Source organism: Geomesophilobacter sediminis, from assembly GCF_016458275.1.
Classification (GTDB): Bacteria; Desulfobacterota; Desulfuromonadia; order Geobacterales; family Geobacteraceae; genus Geomesophilobacter; species Geomesophilobacter sediminis.
This window is the reverse complement of record NZ_JAEMHM010000008.1, coordinates 14127-31765: the sequence shown is the minus strand read 5'-3', so window position 1 is coordinate 31765 and position 17639 is coordinate 14127. Positions and strand designations below refer to the sequence as shown.

Genomic DNA, 17639 nt, shown 5'->3' with positions numbered 1-17639 from the left:
ACCCGGTGTGCCGCCGCAAAAGCCCCGGGCGCGGGAACGGGTCTGGTCAGCGTAACTCTAGGGGATCACAGGAAATATGAAAAGAGAAAGGGGGCGAACGGCGGGATCGGGAGGCTGAATGGTCGAAAAACGGGGTTGAACGGCAAAGCTAGAAATCAAGACGGCTTTTCAGCTGCTTCGCGTTGTAGCGGCTCACCGGGACCTCGCTGCGCGCGCGGTCGTCCAGGACCAGTTTGTAGCTCCCGTTGAACCAGGGGATCACCTCCAGGACGTGATCGAGGTTGACCAGGAAGCTGCGGTGGGCGCGAACAAAACCGGCCGGCGCCAGCTTCTCTTCCAGCTCGTTCAGGGTGAAGCGGGTTTTGAACCGGCCGTCGGTGGCGTGCACCACCACCTCCCCCTCCTCGCAGCAGGCGAAGATGATCCGCTCCGGAGGGGTGGGGACGATGGCGTCGCCCCGGGAAAGGGGGATGCGCCGGCAGGGCTCCCCCCGCTCCGGTTCGGGCACCGCCCGACGCAAAAGCGCCTTCTGCGCCTTGGCCACCGCCTTGGCGACCCGCTCGGCGGCGAACGGCTTGCAGAGGTAGTCGATCGCTTCCACCTCGAAGGCCTGCACCGCGTACTGGTCGAAGGCGGTAGCGAAGACGAGCAGCGGGACCTCCGGGAGTTCCGCCAGGAACTGGGCCATTTCCAGTCCCCCGATCCCCGGCATCTGGATGTCGAGGAAGACGAGCTGGGGACGGGTCTCCCGGATCCCCTTCAGCCCGGCGGTGCCGTTGGCGGCCTCGCCGACCACCGTTACCCCCTCGATCCGTTCCAGGAGGTAGCGGAGCTCGCGCCGGGCTGGCGCCTCGTCGTCGATGATGAACGCGGTTATGGTCATGATTGCGGCACCGTGAAGCGGACCGTGGTCCCCTCGCCTAAAGCACTTTCCACCCCCAGGAGGTGATCCGCCCCGTAGAGGGCGACCAGCCGGGCATTGACGTTTTTCAGCGCGATCCCCGCCCCCTGGCGCAGGGGAGGCTGCCCCCCTTCGGCAAAAAGCGAGGCCAGCCGGACCGGGTCCATCCCCACCCCGTTGTCCGTGACCTCGATCCGTACCCCTTCGGCCGCGCGGCGGGCGGAGATGGTCACCTCGCCGCCGTCCTCCAGCGGAAGGATCCCGTGCTTGAGCGCGTTCTCCACCAGGGGCTGCAGGGAAAGCGGCGGGAGGCGGCAGTCGAGGAGATCCTCGTCGACCGCGAAGGTGACCTTCATCCGCTCCTCGAAACGGGCCGACTCCAGGGCGATGTACGCCCGGCAGTGCTCCAGCTCGGTGGCCAGGGGGACCGTCCTCGGGGCGGTGTTGAGGTTGGCGCGAAAAAAATCCGCCAGCTTCACCAGAAGCTGCGACGCGGTCTCGGGGCTGGTCCGGGTGTAGCTGATGATGGTGTTGATCGAGTTGAACAAAAAGTGCGGGTTGATCTGGGCCTGGAGCGCCTTTATCTCCGCCTCCTTGGCGAGCTTCCGCTGTTCCTCGACCTCCGATATCTCCAGCTGGTTGGAGAACAGATGCGCGAGGCCGTTGGCAAGCTCGACATCGAGCCGGGTCATGCCGTTTTTCTTGAGGCGGTAGAGCTTCAGTGCCCCGATGGTCTTGTCCCGCTTCTTGAGCGGCACGATGATGGCGGAGCGGAGCCGGCACCCCTGGTGGGCGCAGCCGATCTCCTCCTTGTCCAGCGGGGTGCTGGTGGCCCCGGAGTCGAGGACCGCCCGGGTCGAGGCGGTGAGGACCGGGTTGCCGGCCTGGTGGTGGGAGTCTTCGGCCCCCACGTGGGCGAGGATGCTGGTGAGGTCGGTGACCGCCACGGCGTCGAGGTCGGTCGCGTCGAGGATGATGCGTGCGGTGGCGGTGGCCGAGGCGCTGTCGAGGCCGCCTCGGAGAAACGGCAGGGTGCGCAGGGCGATGTTGAGCGCGGTCTGGGCCTGGTAGGCGGCGAAGCGCTCGTTTTCCCGGAAGATGGAGGCGACCAGTTCCACGAAGAGCGCGAGCCCGATGGAGTTGACGATGATCATCGGGAAGCCGATGAGCTGCACCAGGTTGAGCGCGGCAGGAAACGGTTTGGCGAGCGCCAGGATGATCGTCATCTGGAGCACTTCCACCACGATGCCGGTGCCAAGGGCGGCGATCGGATCGAACGGGCGTCTCTTGAGGCGGCGGTAGAGGAGCCCCCCGACCAGCCCTTCGGCGATGGTCGCGACACAGCAGGCCACGGCGGTGAAGCCGCCGATGTCGATGAGGAGGCGGTGCCCGCCGGCGATCACCCCGGCGGCAAAGCCGACCAGCGGCCCCCCCAGGATCCCGCCGAGCGCGACCCCGACCACCCGGGAATTGGCAATGGCGTTTTGCGCCGGAACCCCGAGATAGGTCCCCGCGATGCCGACCAGGCCGAAGAGAAGCGACAGCGACAGTTTGTCGGAACGGCTCGTCCGGCCGGTGAGCACCCTCCTGATGACGTCGAAGCGCATGATCAGAAGGAAGGCCAGCGCAAAAACACCGAGGCGTCCCAGCAGATTTAGGAGAAGCTCAAGCATCCCACCCTCATTCCCAAGGTGAACCCGCAGCGGAGTGTACTGACTCCCTCAGTCAGGTGTCAAGAAATTAGCGGTTCGCGCGGCGGGTGGCCTCGGTCCGCCGGAGCACATACCGCTTAACTTTCGCACCCGATTCGTGGTCCAATTAGAAAGGACAAATAAAAACATAAATCAGCCGCAGATGAACGCCGATGAAGGCGGATAATCCGGCGGCGAACAAACCGGGGCGATGGGGGAGGATCATGCCATGTTGCTCGAAATGCATTGCCACACTGCGGAACATTCCGCCTGCAGCAGGGTTTCGGCGGTGGAGTTGGTACGAAAAGTCCATGTCAAGAGGCTGCAGGGGGTGGTGCTGACCGACCATCACTACCTCTGGCAGGAGGCCGACCTTGCCGAACTGCGCCGGCAGGCAGGGGTGCCGCCCGACTTTGTCATCCTGAGCGGGCAGGAAACGAACGTGCCGGTCTTCGGCGACGTCCTGATCTACGGCGCCCCGGTGACGATCCCCCGCGGCACCCCTCTGACGGTCGTTCGCCAGGAATTCCCCGATCTGGTCGTCGTGTGGGCGCACCCTTACCGGAACGGCCGGGAGCCGACCGACGAGTTGCTCCGCTCCCCCCTGCTGAACGGGGTGGAAATCTTCAACTCGAACCACACGGTGCAGGAAAACAGCCAGGGGCTGCAGGACTGGCGCCGGCTCCAGCTCGTGGCGACCAGCGGTACCGATACCCACGCGGCCAGTTACGCGGCCACCTATCCCACGGTTTTCGACCAGCCGATCCGGACCATCCGGGAGCTGGTCCAGGCGGTCCGGAGCGGGCAGTGTCGCCCCTACCTCAAAGAGGTTTCCCACCGGGAAGCAAGCAAGGTCATCGAGGTCACCATCGGCAACGAGAAACCGGATCGGACCCAGGAAAAGATCATCGTCCGCACGCCCCCCAACGACACCGCCTGGAGCGCGGCAGAACGCGCCTATCACATCATGACCGCCATCTCCGAACGCGGCTTTGACCAAGGGATGTTCCGCGTGCCGCAGCCGATCCAAAAAAATGCCGACTCCGGCACCATCCTGGAGCAGGGTCTCACCGGGGAGTCGCTTTTCGACCGGCTGGTCGCCGCCTCAACCGATGAGGCACAAAAGTACCTGCGGCTCTGCGCCCAGTGGCTGGCCCGCTTGCACCTCCAGCGCCTCCGGATCACTTCCCCCGAGGAATTCCTCCGCGAGGAAACGCGGCGCCTGACGGTGGACCTGAACCGCTTCACCGATAGCGACCCTCCGTACCGCAACAAGATCACCGGTATCGTCCGGGCGGTGCAGGCGGCCGAGCAGGATCTGATGGTCCGGGATCAGGAGAGCTGGATCCAGGGACACGGCGACTACCAGTCCCAAAACATCATCATCGGCCGCGACGGCGCCGGCGGGGAGGCCGGCTTTTACCTGGGGGCAATCGACTTCGAACGGTCCCAGGTGATGCCGCCCGCCTTCGATGTGGGCTGGTTCCTGGCGCAGGCCCGCTCCCAGTTCGACAACTACCCCGCCCTTTCCGGAGGGCTCGTCGAAGAGACCTTTCTGGATGCCTACGTGAAGGGCGCGGCAGCGATGGTAACCGACGATTTCTGGCGTCAGGTGGAGCTGTTCCGGGCGCGGGCCAACGTCAGCATCGCCGGTTTTTTGGTCAAGATGGGGATGGCGGGGTCACCCGAGTTGTGGCGGATTCTGGTTGAGTCGGAGCGGGCACTGACCTACGTGGGGTGAGGTTGGGGTGCGGGGTATCCTGCCGAGGCAAGAGCTGCCGGAGCGGCAGCACTAGCCGGTAATCTTGTGGGCGACACCGCAGAGGGTGGTTGGTTTCGGCCCAGGCTGGCGAACGAGCTCTCCCGACATCAGGATCCGCCCTCCCTCTTCGGACCCAACCCGGTATTCCAGCCGTACCGGTGCGCTCGCCGCCACGGCCTGCCGCAGGGCTTCGCCCACCGCCGCGCGGTCCTCAGGATGCACCAGCAGAAGCGCCGCAGCGAGGGTGTTGACGCCGGGCCCGGCGCCGTGGAGCTGGCGCCACTTCTCCGAGGTGGTGAAAAGGCCGGTGGCGCTGTCCCACGCCCAGGTCCCGAAGTGAGCCAGATCCCCGGCCTGTTCCAGGATGGTCTTCAGCTGCGCCAGCCGCTCCTCCGCCTTCTTGCGGTCGGTGATGTCGGTGATCATCGCCTGCTTGGAGACGGTTCCGTCGGCGTGGTAGATCGGGGTGTTGGAGACGTGGTACCAGCGGTTGTCCAGGGGGCTTTTGACCTCCCAGCGGACCGACTCGCCCGCCAGCACCCGGGCGTTGACGCACCAGGGGCAGACCTCGTTGAGGTTGTGCAGGGCCTGGTAGCAGAGCTCGCCGGTGGCGTCGTGCCCGATCCGTTCCTTGAACCTCTCGTTCAAAAATTCGATGCGGTGGGCGGCGGAGCAGACGTAGGTCAGCCCGTCGAAGGCGCGGATCATGGCCCGGCTGTAGGCCTCGCTTTTTTCCAGGGCCGCCTCGACCCGCTTGCGGTCCCCGATGTCGGTCAGCATCCAGACCGACCCGGTGCAGTGCCCTTCCCGATCCAACACCGGGCTGGCATTGACGATGGTCCAGACCGGCCCGTTGTCCTTGCCGAGCAGACGCAACTCGAACTGAACCTTGCTTCCCTTTCTCAGCTGCGCCAGTTTTTCGCGGCAGTCGTCCTTGTCATCGGCGGCGACGAAGTCGAAAAGGGGACGGCCAACCATCTCGTCGGCGTGGTAATCGAGGAGAATGCCCATCCGGGTGTTGACGAAGCGGGTGTTCCCCTTGGCGTCGAACTCCCAGATCCCTTCGTTCGCCGTCTCGATCATCCTGCGGTAACGTTCTTCGCTTTCCCGAAGCGCGACCCCCTGGGTCATGACCAGGATGTTCTTTTCATGCTTGAGCGCCGCAACCATTTGAATCAGCTGGGCACGGGAAAACTTGTCATAACCGGTCATGCTTCGCTCCGTACAGGAGAAATCACCGTTGGGGGTCTAACCGACGGCGCGGCAAGGTTACCGCAAAGACAAGCGAAGATACCATAGGTTGCTGCGTGGGGACAAGCAACGATACCGGGAAGATATGCGCGTCGGCTGCCGGGTTGGGAACGACGGGAAGGGAGCCTTATCCGGCGAAGTTGAAGGTGCCGATAAAGGGAGGTGAAGCTGCCGCCGGTGTGCTGTAGGAGCGCCATTCCTGGCGCGAACCGCTGTGGGAGCGCGGCGACAATGCCGCTCCCGAGAGAACGGATGAGGAGTCAGGTATTGGTGTGGGAGCGCCATTCCTGGCGCGAACCGCCGGAGGCGGTGACAACGGTCGGGGTCATTCGCGCCTGGGAAGGCGCTCCCACAGGGTACGCAGCAAGTCGAGCCGAGACTCCATCGCGACAGGAGCCTCGATCGCGACAGGAATGTCGCTCCTACCAAGTCACTTTCGGGCCACGGTGCCGGCCCGACCGGGTCCGCAATCGATGCCATCGGTTGCGGTCATTCGCGCCAGAAAAGCCGCTCCCACAGGGTAGCGGGTCTCCTACTCCGCCAGCCGGAACCCTGCCCCGGCGAACTGGATGTTGGCGGCGTCGTGACAGCGGGGCGGCGATACCGCATGAACCCCGCCGCACTCGGGACAGCTGCCGACAAAGGTCTCCAGAACGAACCCCGCCCCGCACCCCTGGCAGGCAGCCTGGAGCCCCCCGTTGGGCAGCGGCTCGTCCCGCAAGGTGCCGCCGTGCGCCTGGGCCACAAATTCAACCAAAGCCTTTCCTTCCGCAAAAGGCCCCATGCCTGCGGGGTGCCCGCATCCACAACCGCTCATATTGTTTTCTCCTTGTTTGATGCCGGCGTCTCGCGCCGGCCATGCCGCCCTGCCCAAGGCTCGTCGAGGCAGCAGGGCCGCGCCTAACGGTGATTCCGCATCTTCGATGATGGGAGTTTCCCTATCACGGGGATGAACCTTCAGTCAACAGGGGCAGATCCTACCAGTCCGGTGCAAGATCGCCTTGACCAGCGTCAAGAAGTTGCAGTTAAAAGCCCCCCCGGGGGGAGTAATTGTGACTGCAGCCATCCATGATAAGCTCTTAAAGCGATCGTTGGTAATCACTCAGAGAGATGCTTTGACTGTCACGGTAAACGATATGACAGTAGGATCAGAAGGCCCGCTCTTTCCACGTTCTGCCAGTCACCGTGCCATCCAATGTCACAATTGTGTTGACCTAAACATTTTTAATCCTTATCTTGTGCCATCCGGTAATCCATCGTTTTACGGAGCACGGTGTCGATGCACCGCGAGAATCGTACATGTCCCGTCTGACACGCCTTTCCATACGTTCGATCCTGCTTCTGATCACCTTCGTGGTCGCCCTTCCCGCCGCAGGCGTGATCATCTATGCGGGGGTACAGCTCAGAAACGACCAGCTTCGCGATGCCTACGCCGAGACCGCGCAGCTTGCCGAACGGATCGTCAACGAGCAGCAGAACCTGGTGGCCGGCGCGGAACAGTTGATGACCGCCCTGTCCCAGCTTTCCGAGGTGAAACAGCACGACGCCCCCAAGGTCGTGCCGATCCTGCAGAAGCTGCGCCAGCTGAACCCGATGTATTCCAATATCTTCATCGCCGACCGTGATGGCGTCGTCTGGGCCACCGCCGTCCCGGTCAAGCCGCCGTTCGTCATCGCCGACCGGCGCTACTTCCAAAACGCCCTCTCCAGCGGGCGCCTCTCCTCAGGTGAGTACGTCGTAAGCCGCGCCACCACCAGACCCGCCTTCAACGTCGCCGCCCCCCTCAAGGATGAAAACGGCCGGATCATCGGCGTCATCAGCGTCGGATTCGTGATCGACCGCTACCGGGATCTCCTGAACCAGATGCGCATGGCGAACGGTTCCAACTTCCTCATGATCGACCACCGGGGGATGGTGCTGGCCCGGGGGGTGAATCCCGAGCCGTACGTCGGAAAGCCGTACCCGGCGGAGGAATTCCGCAAGATGAAGGCCGGCCCGGATTGGGGAACTTCGATCCGGCAGGGCCTCACCGGGGACCAGCGGATCACCTCCTACCGTAAATTGCGCCTTCCCGGTGAAGCCACCCCCTATCTGTACGTGACCACCGGAATCCCGATGGAGGTGATCAACGGCACCGCCGGGCGCAAGCTTACCGCCAACATGCTGATCCTCTCCTCTTTCCTGGTCCTGGCCTGCGCCATCGCCACCCTGGTCGGCAAGCATTCCATCGAAGACCGCGTAAAGATGCTCGAGGACGCTTCGCGGCGCCTGGCCACCGGGGACCTGGGGGTGCGGGTTGCCGAGCTGGTGGAGGGGGGAGAGCTGGGGGATCTGGGTCGCAGCTTCGACCTGATGGCGCAGGAACTGGGCAAGCGCGCCGCCGAGCAGCAGCAGATGGAAGCGATCCTGCGCCTGAGCGAGGAGCGGACCCGCCAGGCGATCAGCGCCTCGAATCTCGGTGTTTTCGACCACGATCATCGTTCCGATACCGTCTACTGGTCGCCGCGGTTGCGGGAGATTAACGGCTGGAACGCGGACCAGGCGATGGGGGTGGCGGACTTCATCAACATCCTGCACCCCGACGATCGCGACGCCATCGCGGCCTCCGTCGCCAGGGCCCACGACCCGGCCGGCGACGGGATCTGGGACGTTGAACACCGCATCATCCGGGGCGACGGCGCGGTACGCTGGCTGACCGCCCAGGCACGGACCTTTTTCGAAGGTGACGGCACCATCCGCCGCCCGGTCCGTACCGTCGGCACGGTCCGCGACGTCACCGAGCAGAAAGAGATCCAGGAAGAGCAGCGAAAGCTTGCCTACCTGGTGGAGATGAGCCGCGATTTCATCGGCATCGCCTCCTTGCAAGGGAGGGTAGAGTACCTGAACCCGGCGGCGGCGCGGCTGGTGGGGTTGGAGGGGGCCGACCTGGCGGCGTTCCGGATCCCCGATTTCTTTCCGAAGGAATGCCGCGGCGTGACGGATCAGCTCATGGATGGCCTGGCTGCCCAGGGCTACTGGCACGGAGAGGCGGTCTTCGAACACTTCGTCACCCACGAACCGATCGCCGTCGAAATCACGGCTTTCACCATTTACAACGAAGACGGCTCCCCGCTCGCCTACGCCAACGTGACCCGCGACGTGAGGGAGCGTAAGGCCGCCGAGGCGGAAAAGACCCTGTTGACCGAACAGCTGATCCAGGCCCAGAAGATGGAATCGATCGGGCGGCTGGCCGGCGGGGTCGCCCACGACTTCAACAACCTTTTGACGCCGATCCTGGGCTATGCGGAATTCGTCAAAAAAGACCTGGCCGGCCAGGAGGCGCCCCTGGCCCGGATCGAGAACGTCCTGAAGGCGGCCAACAAGGCCCGGGAACTGGTGCAGCAGCTCTTAAGCTTCAGCCGCAAACAGGTCCTGGAGATGAAGACCATCGATCTGGGGCAGGTGGTCGGCAGCTTCCAGGGAATCCTGCGCCACACGATCCGGGAGAGCATCGCGCTGCGCTTTCACCTTTCGGAGGAGCCCGGCGCCATCCGCGGCGACAAGAACCAGATCGAGCAGGTCATCATGAACCTGGCGATCAATGCCCAGGATGCCATCGACGAGCACGGCGCCATCACCATCGAGACGGCGGCGGTCTTCCTGGACGAAGAGTATGCCCTCCAGCACCAGGAGGTCCGCCCCGGGCGCTACCTGATGCTGGCGGTAACCGACGACGGCTGCGGGATGGACCAGGCGACCCGGCAGCGGATCTTCGAACCGTTTTTCACCACCAAGGGGATCGGCAAGGGAACCGGCCTGGGACTGGCCACCGTCTATGGGATCGTGCGGCAGCATGGGGGGCACATCTGGGTCTACAGCGAGGTGGGAAAAGGGACGACCTTCAAGTGCTACTTCCCTCTGGTGGACGAGCCGCTTGCCAGCGAAGCGGCCGCCGAGCAGGAGCAGGTTACCCTCGACGGGCGCCGGCGCTCCATCCTGGTGGTGGAGGACAACGAGATGGTCCGCACCCTGGTGGAGGAGATGCTGAAGCAGCAAGGGTTCGAGGTCCTGGCGGCGGAGAGTCCGAAGGTCGCCTTGGGGCTTTGCGGTGGGCGTCTGCTGGATCTTTTGATAACCGACGTCGTGATGCCCGGCATGACCGGCCCGGAACTCTACTCACGGCTGGAGCGGAGCTATCCAGACCTGAAGGTGCTCTACATGTCCGGCTACACGAGTAACGTCATGGTGCACCAGGGGATCCTGGACGAGGGGATCCATTACATCCAGAAGCCGTTCAGCACGGCCGAATTCGCCCGGAAGGTGGAGCGGGCGCTGGGGGGATAACCCCGGACCGGCTTTACTTCCGGCCCGGGAGCACCATCACCTTCCCCCCGGTTGCCGAGGCGGCGAATCGCTCCAGCGCGTCGGGAAGCTCCTCGAGCTCGATCCGGTCGCGGATCTCGGTCTTCAGGTCGCTTCCGAGGAGCCGTTGCGCTTTCCCGGCGATCCGCAACTGCTCCGCCGGGGATTTGTAGCCGAACCAGACACTGAGCCAGAACCCCTCCAGCCGCTTGCGCTCGAAGATCAGCGCGGCCGGGTCGACCCGACTCGGCTCCATCGACAAGGCGCCGTACACGAAAAGCGTGCTTCCGGCCGGTTGGGCCCCGAGGACCCGGCCCGACATCTCCCCGGCGACGGCGTCAAACCCGATCGTGGCGGCCCACCGGTGGCATAGTTCCGCCAGTTTCTCGTCGAATTCCGGTGCCGCGGAGTTCAGCACGTGCTCCGCCCCTTCCCTGCGCAACAGCTCGACCTGTTCCTCCCGCCGCACGACGTTGATGGTCGGCACCGAAAACCGGATCCCGAGCTTGACCACCATCCGCCCCACCGCGCTGGCGGCTGCCGTTTGCACCAGCGCTCCGTGCCCGCCCCGACGCACCTTTTCCAGCAAGCCCCACGCCGTCAGCGGGTTGATGAGGAGATTGGCGCCCTGCTCCAGCTCGACATTCCGGTGCAGCCGGATGCAGCGCAGCGCGCTGATGGCCAGATACTCCCCCCAGGTCCCGCCGGCACTGTCCGGATCGGCCGCCGCACAGGCGACCCGCCGCCCCAGGAGCAGGCGGGGCAAGACCCCGCTGCCGGCGGCAACGACCACACCGCTTCCTTCAAAACCGGGGATGGCGGGAAGGGGCTTCTGGAAGCCGTAAAGCCCCCGGATGAACATGAGGTCGGAGGGATTGACCGGAGCCGCGTCCATGCGGACCAGCACCTGACCGGGACCCGGACGGGGCACCGGCACCTCGGCCACCGTCATGCTTTCCCGCCTGCCGTCGTAACCGCTCAAGAGCACCGCCTTCATCGTCCCGGGTATGCCGGTCATGACCACCTCCGATAGGCAATTTTTGAGTTTGAATCCTTGAATGGGCCCCGCCGGTGCAACCAGGACATCAAGAATACATAATTGCTCCGCTTTTTCCTGCCCCTGGCAGCGCTAAATCAGTTGGAAATTCAGCACCCATAAATCAAAACCCGTATTTTTGCTTTTCCGGCGTAGGCTGTTACAGTTTTGCGTTTCCAAACCAGCCCATGGAGGTGCCTGATGCAAGTAACTCCCTACCTCAATTTCGCCGGAAGGTGCGAGGAAGCGGTCGAATTCTATCGGAAGGCGCTCGGTGCGGAGGTAATCATGCTGTCGCGCTTCAAGGATATTCCCGAACCGCGCGAGCCGGGCATCATCCCCCCGGAAGCGGAAGAAAAGATCATGCACCTGCGGCTTAAGGTCGGTGAGTCGACGCTCCTTGCTTCCGATGGCCGCGGTGAGGGGGAACCGAATTTCCACGGCTTCTCCCTGACGATTACCGCCGCCAGCGAGGCGGAAGCGCAAAGGCTGTTTGCCGCCCTGTCCGAAGGGGGCCACATCCAGATGCCACTCGGGAAGACCTTCTTCTCCCCCAGTTTCGGCATGATCGCGGACCGTTTCGGCCTGTCCTGGATGGTCTACGTAGCGCCGTAAATAAGGGGGACAGGCACCTGCGGAGCCAGTCCCCGGGGGTAAGAAGGGGGACAGGCACCTGCGGAGCCAGTCCCCGGGGCTAAAAAGAGGGACAGGCACCTGCGGAGCCAGTCCCCGGGGGTAAGAAGGGGGACAGGCACCTGCGGAGCCAGTCCCCGGGGGTAAGAAGAGGGACAGGCACCTGCGGAGCCAGTCCCCGGGGCTAAAAAGAGGGACAGGCAGCTGCGGAGCCAGTCCCCGGAAAACAAAAAAGGCGCCTCGGGAGACCGGGCGCCTTCTGCATTCCTAAGAGTTGAGCAGGGGATTACTTCTAAGCTGGAGCCTGCGGGATTGATTCTGTGGGAGCGCCATTCCTGGCGCGATCCGCCGCAGGCGGCAACAGAGAGGGGGACCGCCCCCCTCCTCATCCCTCGAACGAAAAATAGAAGGTAGCCCCGCTCCCGAGCTCCCCTTCGCAGGTTATCTCCCCACCATGCCGGTCGATGATCCGCTTTACCGTGGCCAGCCCGATACCGGTCCCCTCGAAGCCCCCCGCGTTGTCGAGCCGCTGAAAGGCATCGAAGATCCCGGATGCCTGTTTCCCGTCGAAGCCGATGCCGTTGTCCCGCACGAAGAACCACTTTTTCCCACCCCGATCCTTTGCCCCTACTTCGATGCGGGTTTCGGGGCACTGGGCGGCGTATTTCCAGGCGTTTCCCAGCAGGTTCTGCATGACGACACGCAACAGCCCGGCATCGGCATGTGCCGTAAGCCCTGGCTCGATCGCAAAACTCGCCGGCCGCTTCGGGTCCTTGGCCCTAAGCTCCAGGGCGAGCTCATCGGCCACCGCAGTGAGATCCACCGGTTCCCGGATCAGTTCGCCACGGGAGATGCGGGAGAAGTCCAAAAGGGTGGTGATGAGGTTCTCCATCCGGCGCGTGGCTTTCAGGATGATCCTGGTGAAGTCGGCGCAGGTTTCCAGATGCGTTTCCGCCGGGGCTTCCCGGATCAATTCGCAATAGCCGCCGATCACGCTCAACGGCGAACGCAGGTCGTGGGAAACGGTGGCGCAAAAGGCGTCCAGTTCCCGGTTGGCGGTTTCCAAATCATCGGTGCGCGCCAGGAGATCCCGGTTCAGCGCGAGGATCTGCCGCTCCCCGGCATCGCGCTCCCGTATGGCACGGCGCAGCCGGGCCGACCCGAAAAAGATGCCGATAAGCCCGATGCCCCAAAGAGCAACGAAGCTGACAGCGATGAGGATGGAGGTCTCCCGGACGATCTGCCAGAGCGGTTCCATGGGGACGGCGACGCTCAGTCCACCGCGGATTTCGCCTACGTGGTACCCCTGCACGGCATGGCATTTCAGACATTCCGCTTCCGTTTTGAGCGGCTTCATCAAGCGCAGGAAATAGCCGTCGCCCAGCTTCTCGACCGTGCTTTCCTCCCCGGAGCCTTTCGAGAAGGCGCTGAGCGCCCGTGCCTCCCAGGGATCGGGGCGGTTCTCCGGCCGGATCGGACGCAGGCTGGTCATGTGCCCTTTCACGCCGTATTCCCGCGCCGCCGTTTCGAAAACGAGGCGGGTCATGTAGGAAGGGTTCACCAGGGTCAATTTCTTCCCATCGCGGGTGACGATGTCGCGGTCGGGGAGATTGGCCAGGTAGGGATTGGGCTGGATTCTCCCGTTGACCGGAACGTACACGGCGCCGGCTTCCGCATTCCAGTGCCGGTACACCACGTCGCGCTGGAAGTTGCTCCGGGCCTGGGTACGGGCCGTCTCCACCGCCTGGGACCTTTCGTGCTGCAGGATGGCAATCAGCAACACGGCAATGACCAGGGTCCAGCCGATAGCGAGGCTCCATTCGTAGTACTTCAAAAGCCGGGGCTGGGTCGAAGCCAGTTCCGCCGGTAGATTTTCCATCGGTTCGTCCAACGTCATTTCACCTTTATTCAGGGCCAGCTGCGTAATCCCGCAGCATGCCGTAAGCATCCCAAGTGACATTCGCCCTCGCCCACCCGCGCCGAAGGGCCGCAGGGAAGCCTCTTCCCCGGCTCATCATCTATTCGGACGAAAGCTCGATATCTTAACCGGAAAAAGAAAAGGAGACCAGCGCTTTGCGGCGCCGGCCTCCAACAAAGAAAGAGGCATCCGCCCCAAGTCCGGATGCCTCTGGTCTACCGATTTAATGGTCCTCCCGCTGACTCAGAGCATATCCCCTAAGCCCTCGGGTGGAATACATCTGCGGAGTTCGCTTCAATTCCGCGCCAACGTGCCGTACTGGTAAACAGCGGCCAGCGCGTGTTCGCGGTAGTAATGACTGATGCGCCGCAACCCCACGGGATTCAAAAGGGTGTCCAACTCCTCATGGGTCAGGGTCTTGGAGCAGGTGTCGCAGGAAAAAAAGTCCTCACAGGCAGGACCGCAGCGCTCGTCCAGCCGCGGGCAGCGCACCTCCATGAGCAGAAAGCCGCCGGGTCTCAGATTTGCCGCGATGTTCTCGATGTAGAGCCTTCGCTCTTCGCGGCTCATGATGATGTTGAACACGTAGGTCGAGAGAACCAGGTCGACATTGAGGGCGCTTTTCCGGAGCTCATCCACGGCGAGCAGTTGTTCGATCTGTTTCAGGGCAGGACATCCCTGCAGCCGTTCCAACTGTTCCGGCACGTCGGCCGCGTGCACCCGGAATCCCTGGCGGGACAGGTAGACCGCATTCCTCAGGGTACCCGTACCGTAATCGAGGACCTTCAGGGCCGACTGTTTCTTGAAGAAGAGGCTGTAGCGCCTGATGCTTTCCGACGGAACGCTCATGTCTTGCTCCTTGCGGCGGGAGATGCGGCTGCCCGGCTGCCGCCCGCCCTTCCCGTAGGCACCGTTCCCCGAGGCGGGACGGCACCGGGGGAAGTCCGGCTAGATACCGCCGCCGTCAACGTGCCCGGCCCTGTTGAGACGGATCTTCTCGTTTTTATCCACTTGGATCACCCGGCCATCCTGGACTACCAGCGTCACGGTGCCGAAGCGGATCGAGGCAAGGGCCTCGCGCACCACTCGTTCCAGTTCCCGGCTCAATGGATCAGAAGTTGGCGCGGCCATCAGAGGACCTCGAGCATTGCGAGGGAGCGGTCGCTCTCGGCGCCCCAGGAGCTCCTTCCGACGGACGGGGAATTCTCAAAGATAATTCTGCTCATACTGCCCTCCTGTGATTTGCCGCCCCTGCCGTTTTGATCGGATCGTCTTCGGACCGGATCAAGGTTTGCGACAGGCAGCAACATCAGTCTAGTTGAACAGTAGATAATATATTTTATTTATTCCGTCAAGTACATTTTTGCCGGTTGGCAAGTTGCGCGCGTGGGAATGGGCGACCAAAAGCGTCCCCCATCATGGGCTCCGCAACGCGGAAATAAATGTTGACAGCCGGGCGCAAATCATTTATCTACTAGAACCATAGATTTATCAGACAAAGCTGACCAGACTCACTGGAGGCCGAAGACCCACCGAAACGGTGGATGCACTTCGGCCTCTTTTTTTTTCACGAACCGGGGCAGGGAGCCGGGGAGACCCTCAAGGAGGAAGCATGATGAGCAGATGGAAAGGAGCAGTATTGGCGGCGCTGACGGCATTGGCGCTGGGAATCACCGGCTGCGGCACCTCAGGCAGCAGCTCGGGGACCGCGGCCAACGCGGTCGTCATCGGCGGAGCGCTGGAACCCGGCGCGGCGCGGGCCACCCTGAAAACGGTCGGCGCGGCGGCCTCGAACCAGATCGGCACGGTGGTAGCGCTCGATGCCGCAACCGGCGCGATCATCAGCACGGCGCCCGTTGCGGTAGTGGCCGACAGCACCGGTTCGGGAGGCACCTTCAGCGGCCTCACCATCAACCCGCAGGCGACGCCATCCGGCGTGGTGCTGAAGGTTACCCTGAACGACGGCAAGACCTACCGGAGCCTCCTCTCCAACGATCTGAGCTCGCCCGGGACCCTCTCCGCCACGGTCGGTCCCAAATCCGACGCCATCGTGGTCGCCGTCTCCACGTCGCTTGGGCTGAACGGGGTGCTCGGGGACCTCGGCGTGAAGGTTCCGGCCGGCACCAAGCTCGCTGACGTCGTCGCCAAGGTGAACACCGCGTCGGCTGCCGTGCTGCCGCTCCTCGAGCAGGGGTATGTCATCAACACCGGCGGCTCGGGGCAGACTACTCCCGGCTTCTCGATCATCAACCGGACCACCCAGAGCGTGGTGAAAACGGTCCGCTTCTCCAACCTGACCGGCCTGCGGGTCGGCCACTTCGCCAACGTGACCGCGGACGGCTCCGAACTGTGGCTGTGCAGTAACAAGCGCGGCGGCGCTGCCGGGGACATGAACGTCTACAACCTCGCCGGTTTCGCCAACTACTCGACCGTCAACGCCGGCAACCAGGCGAGCCTGATCAAGCACTCCTTCCAGGGGGTCGGCTGCGGGGTGCAGAACGTCCAGAGCCCGAACGGGCGGTACCTCTTCGCTTCCTCGGACCAGGGGACCAAAGGGATCAACGTCTTCGACGTCGCCAACCACCGCTACCTGGGGAACATCACCAACAACAACACCGCTCCCCACGTCGGCGCGGTTTCGCAGGACGGCACCAAATACTACACCAGCACCTCGAGCCTCTACCACGTGGTCGGCTACGACATCTCCGGCCTCCCCAACGCGGTCCCCACCGACGCCAACAAGACCTTCGACCTGAGCCTGGGCTACGGCGGCATCCACGCCATCCGGCTGCACCCGGGGGGGCGCTACCTCTTCGTCGGCAACAACACCTGGCCGGTCCCCTCCAGCTGGACCGGGGCGGTCACCTCCGGGACCAACGTGGTCGACCTGCAGACCCAGCGGATCATCGCCACCATACCGGGACGGCCGCACAACTATGCGATCTCGCCGGACGGGAAGTACCTGTTGGTGACCGAGCTCTCCTCCCCCGACTGCGAGGTCTCCCTTCCCGGGGACCCCGGCAACCGGCTCCAGTTCATCGACATCTCGACGCTTTTGACCGCGTCCCCGGATCCGACGAAGATTCTGGACATCAAGCACTTCGACACCCCGGGCTACGGCGGCAGCCACGCCGCCTGGGACCCGACCACCGGCATCCTCTACTACTCCGTCTACGACACCGCCAACCAGGGATGGCTGATCAAGCTCAACACCAGCGGGCTTTCCGCCGCCACTCCGTCGGTCGCCCAGATCGGCGACAAGATCAAGATCGGCGCGGCTCCGCACGGGGTGCTCTTCCCCGGAATCAACTCGGACTAAACCAGGCCGACCCGCGTCGCGCCTTCTGGTGCGGCGCGGGCCGATCTCGCCTTCGGAGCCTGACATGAAGATGCGTACCAACATTGCCGGCGCGGCCCTCCTCGCCGGCCTTTTTTCCCTGTTTCTCACCGGCTGCGGCAACTCGTCCGCCACCGGGACCACGACCGGAACGACCACCGCGCCGGCAGCCCCCACCGCACCGACCGGCGTGACCGCGACCAGCGGCATCAACAAGATCGTCCTCACCTGGACGGCGGTGCCCGGAGCAACCACCTACCACGTGTACTGGTCCACCGACCCGAACGTCACCCCCGCGACCGGTACCAAGGTGGACGTCGGGAGCTGGATCAAGTACGAGCAGGTGGGGCTCTACGTGAGCCAGACCTATTACTATGTCGTCACGGCAGTCGGCCCCGGCGGTGAGAGCGCACCGTCCCAGCAGGCCGCAACCGTCGTGGCCACCGACGGGCAGAACCTCTACGAAAACAACTGCGCCCACTGCCACGGACCGATCACCGCGACCACGATTACCAACGGGACCCCGGACCGGATCCAGGCGATGATCGCCAACAACACCGGCGGCATGGGGGTCCTCTCCACCCTGACCCTGGACCAGATCAACACCATCGCCGCCCAGCTCCCCTGCCACTAAAGGACATGAGCGCTCCAGCTTGGTAATGACACCGGCGACTCTGGAGCCATATGGAGAGGTAATGCTGGCTCTGGGCAAATCCCGGTAAAGTCCCCCTTTGCGAAGGGGGATTTAGGGGGATTTGCCTCTAAGGTT

Annotated in this window: 13 protein-coding genes; 5 read left to right on the top strand and 8 right to left on the bottom strand. The window is 63.8% G+C overall.

Annotated elements, in window-relative coordinates; genetic code table 11:
- Positions 1 to 148 precede the first annotated feature (148 nt).
- Complete coding sequence (locus JFN93_RS10635; RefSeq protein WP_199384060.1) at positions 149 to 883, bottom strand: LytR/AlgR family response regulator transcription factor; 735 nt, start codon at positions 881 to 883, stop codon at positions 149 to 151.
- Positions 880 to 2574 carry a sensor histidine kinase gene (locus tag JFN93_RS10630; RefSeq protein ID WP_199384059.1) on the bottom strand — a complete coding sequence of 565 codons (1695 nt, stop codon included), beginning with the start codon at positions 2572 to 2574 and terminating at the stop codon, positions 880 to 882. The genes JFN93_RS10635 and JFN93_RS10630 overlap by 4 nt, the downstream gene beginning before the upstream one ends.
- 247 nt (positions 2575 to 2821) lie before the next feature.
- Between JFN93_RS10630 and JFN93_RS10625 the strand changes: the two genes are divergently transcribed.
- A complete protein-coding gene (locus tag JFN93_RS10625; protein WP_199384058.1) occupies positions 2822 to 4333 on the top strand; it encodes a phosphotransferase in 1512 nt (503 codons plus the stop codon).
- 51 nt (positions 4334 to 4384) lie between these two features.
- Here the strand turns inward: JFN93_RS10625 and JFN93_RS10620 are convergent, their stop codons facing one another.
- The gene (locus tag JFN93_RS10620) at positions 4385 to 5566 is read right to left on the bottom strand and encodes a PAS domain-containing protein (RefSeq protein ID WP_199384057.1); all 1182 of its coding nucleotides are present in this window, start codon (positions 5564 to 5566) and stop codon (positions 4385 to 4387) included.
- A 571-nt stretch (positions 5567 to 6137) separates the two neighbouring features.
- Complete coding sequence (locus JFN93_RS10615; RefSeq protein ID WP_236021644.1) at positions 6138 to 6362, bottom strand: hydrogenase maturation nickel metallochaperone HypA; 225 nt, start codon at positions 6360 to 6362, stop codon at positions 6138 to 6140.
- 542 nt (positions 6363 to 6904) lie between these two features.
- Between JFN93_RS10615 and JFN93_RS10610 the strand changes: the two genes are divergently transcribed.
- A complete protein-coding gene (locus tag JFN93_RS10610; protein WP_199384055.1) occupies positions 6905 to 9928 on the top strand; it encodes a PAS domain S-box protein in 3024 nt (1007 codons plus the stop codon).
- 13 nt (positions 9929 to 9941) lie between these two features.
- Here JFN93_RS10610 and JFN93_RS10605 read toward each other — a convergent pair whose 3' ends face one another.
- The gene (locus tag JFN93_RS10605; protein WP_199384054.1) at positions 9942 to 10964 is read right to left on the bottom strand and encodes a zinc-binding dehydrogenase; all 1023 of its coding nucleotides are present in this window, start codon (positions 10962 to 10964) and stop codon (positions 9942 to 9944) included.
- A gap of 219 nt (positions 10965 to 11183) precedes the next feature.
- Between JFN93_RS10605 and JFN93_RS10600 the strand changes: the two genes are divergently transcribed.
- Positions 11184 to 11597 (top strand): VOC family protein, encoded by a 414-nt coding sequence (locus JFN93_RS10600; protein ID WP_199384053.1) that lies wholly within the window; start codon positions 11184 to 11186, stop codon positions 11595 to 11597.
- Between the two features lie 403 nt (positions 11598 to 12000).
- On the opposite strand, the gene JFN93_RS10595 is transcribed toward JFN93_RS10600, so the two are convergent.
- From JFN93_RS10595 to JFN93_RS10585, 3 genes are all read right to left on the bottom strand, one after another.
- Positions 12001 to 13494: an ATP-binding protein gene (locus JFN93_RS10595; protein WP_199384052.1), complete on the bottom strand. Its 1494-nt coding sequence runs from the start codon at positions 13492 to 13494 to the stop codon at positions 12001 to 12003.
- Positions 13495 to 13827: 333 nt separating this feature from the next.
- Positions 13828 to 14382, bottom strand: coding sequence for a class I SAM-dependent methyltransferase (locus JFN93_RS10590; RefSeq protein ID WP_199384051.1), 555 nt, complete (start codon positions 14380 to 14382; stop codon positions 13828 to 13830).
- 99 nt (positions 14383 to 14481) lie between these two features.
- Complete coding sequence (locus JFN93_RS10585) at positions 14482 to 14664, bottom strand: YezD family protein (RefSeq protein WP_199384050.1); 183 nt, start codon at positions 14662 to 14664, stop codon at positions 14482 to 14484.
- 481 nt (positions 14665 to 15145) lie between these two features.
- Here JFN93_RS10585 and JFN93_RS10580 point away from each other — a divergent pair, with 481 nt between their 5' ends.
- Positions 15146 to 16852: a YncE family protein gene (locus tag JFN93_RS10580; RefSeq protein WP_199384049.1), complete on the top strand. Its 1707-nt coding sequence runs from the start codon at positions 15146 to 15148 to the stop codon at positions 16850 to 16852.
- Between the two features lie 64 nt (positions 16853 to 16916).
- Positions 16917 to 17504, top strand: coding sequence for a c-type cytochrome (locus JFN93_RS10575; protein ID WP_199384048.1), 588 nt, complete (start codon positions 16917 to 16919; stop codon positions 17502 to 17504).
- Positions 17505 to 17639 lie beyond the last annotated feature (135 nt).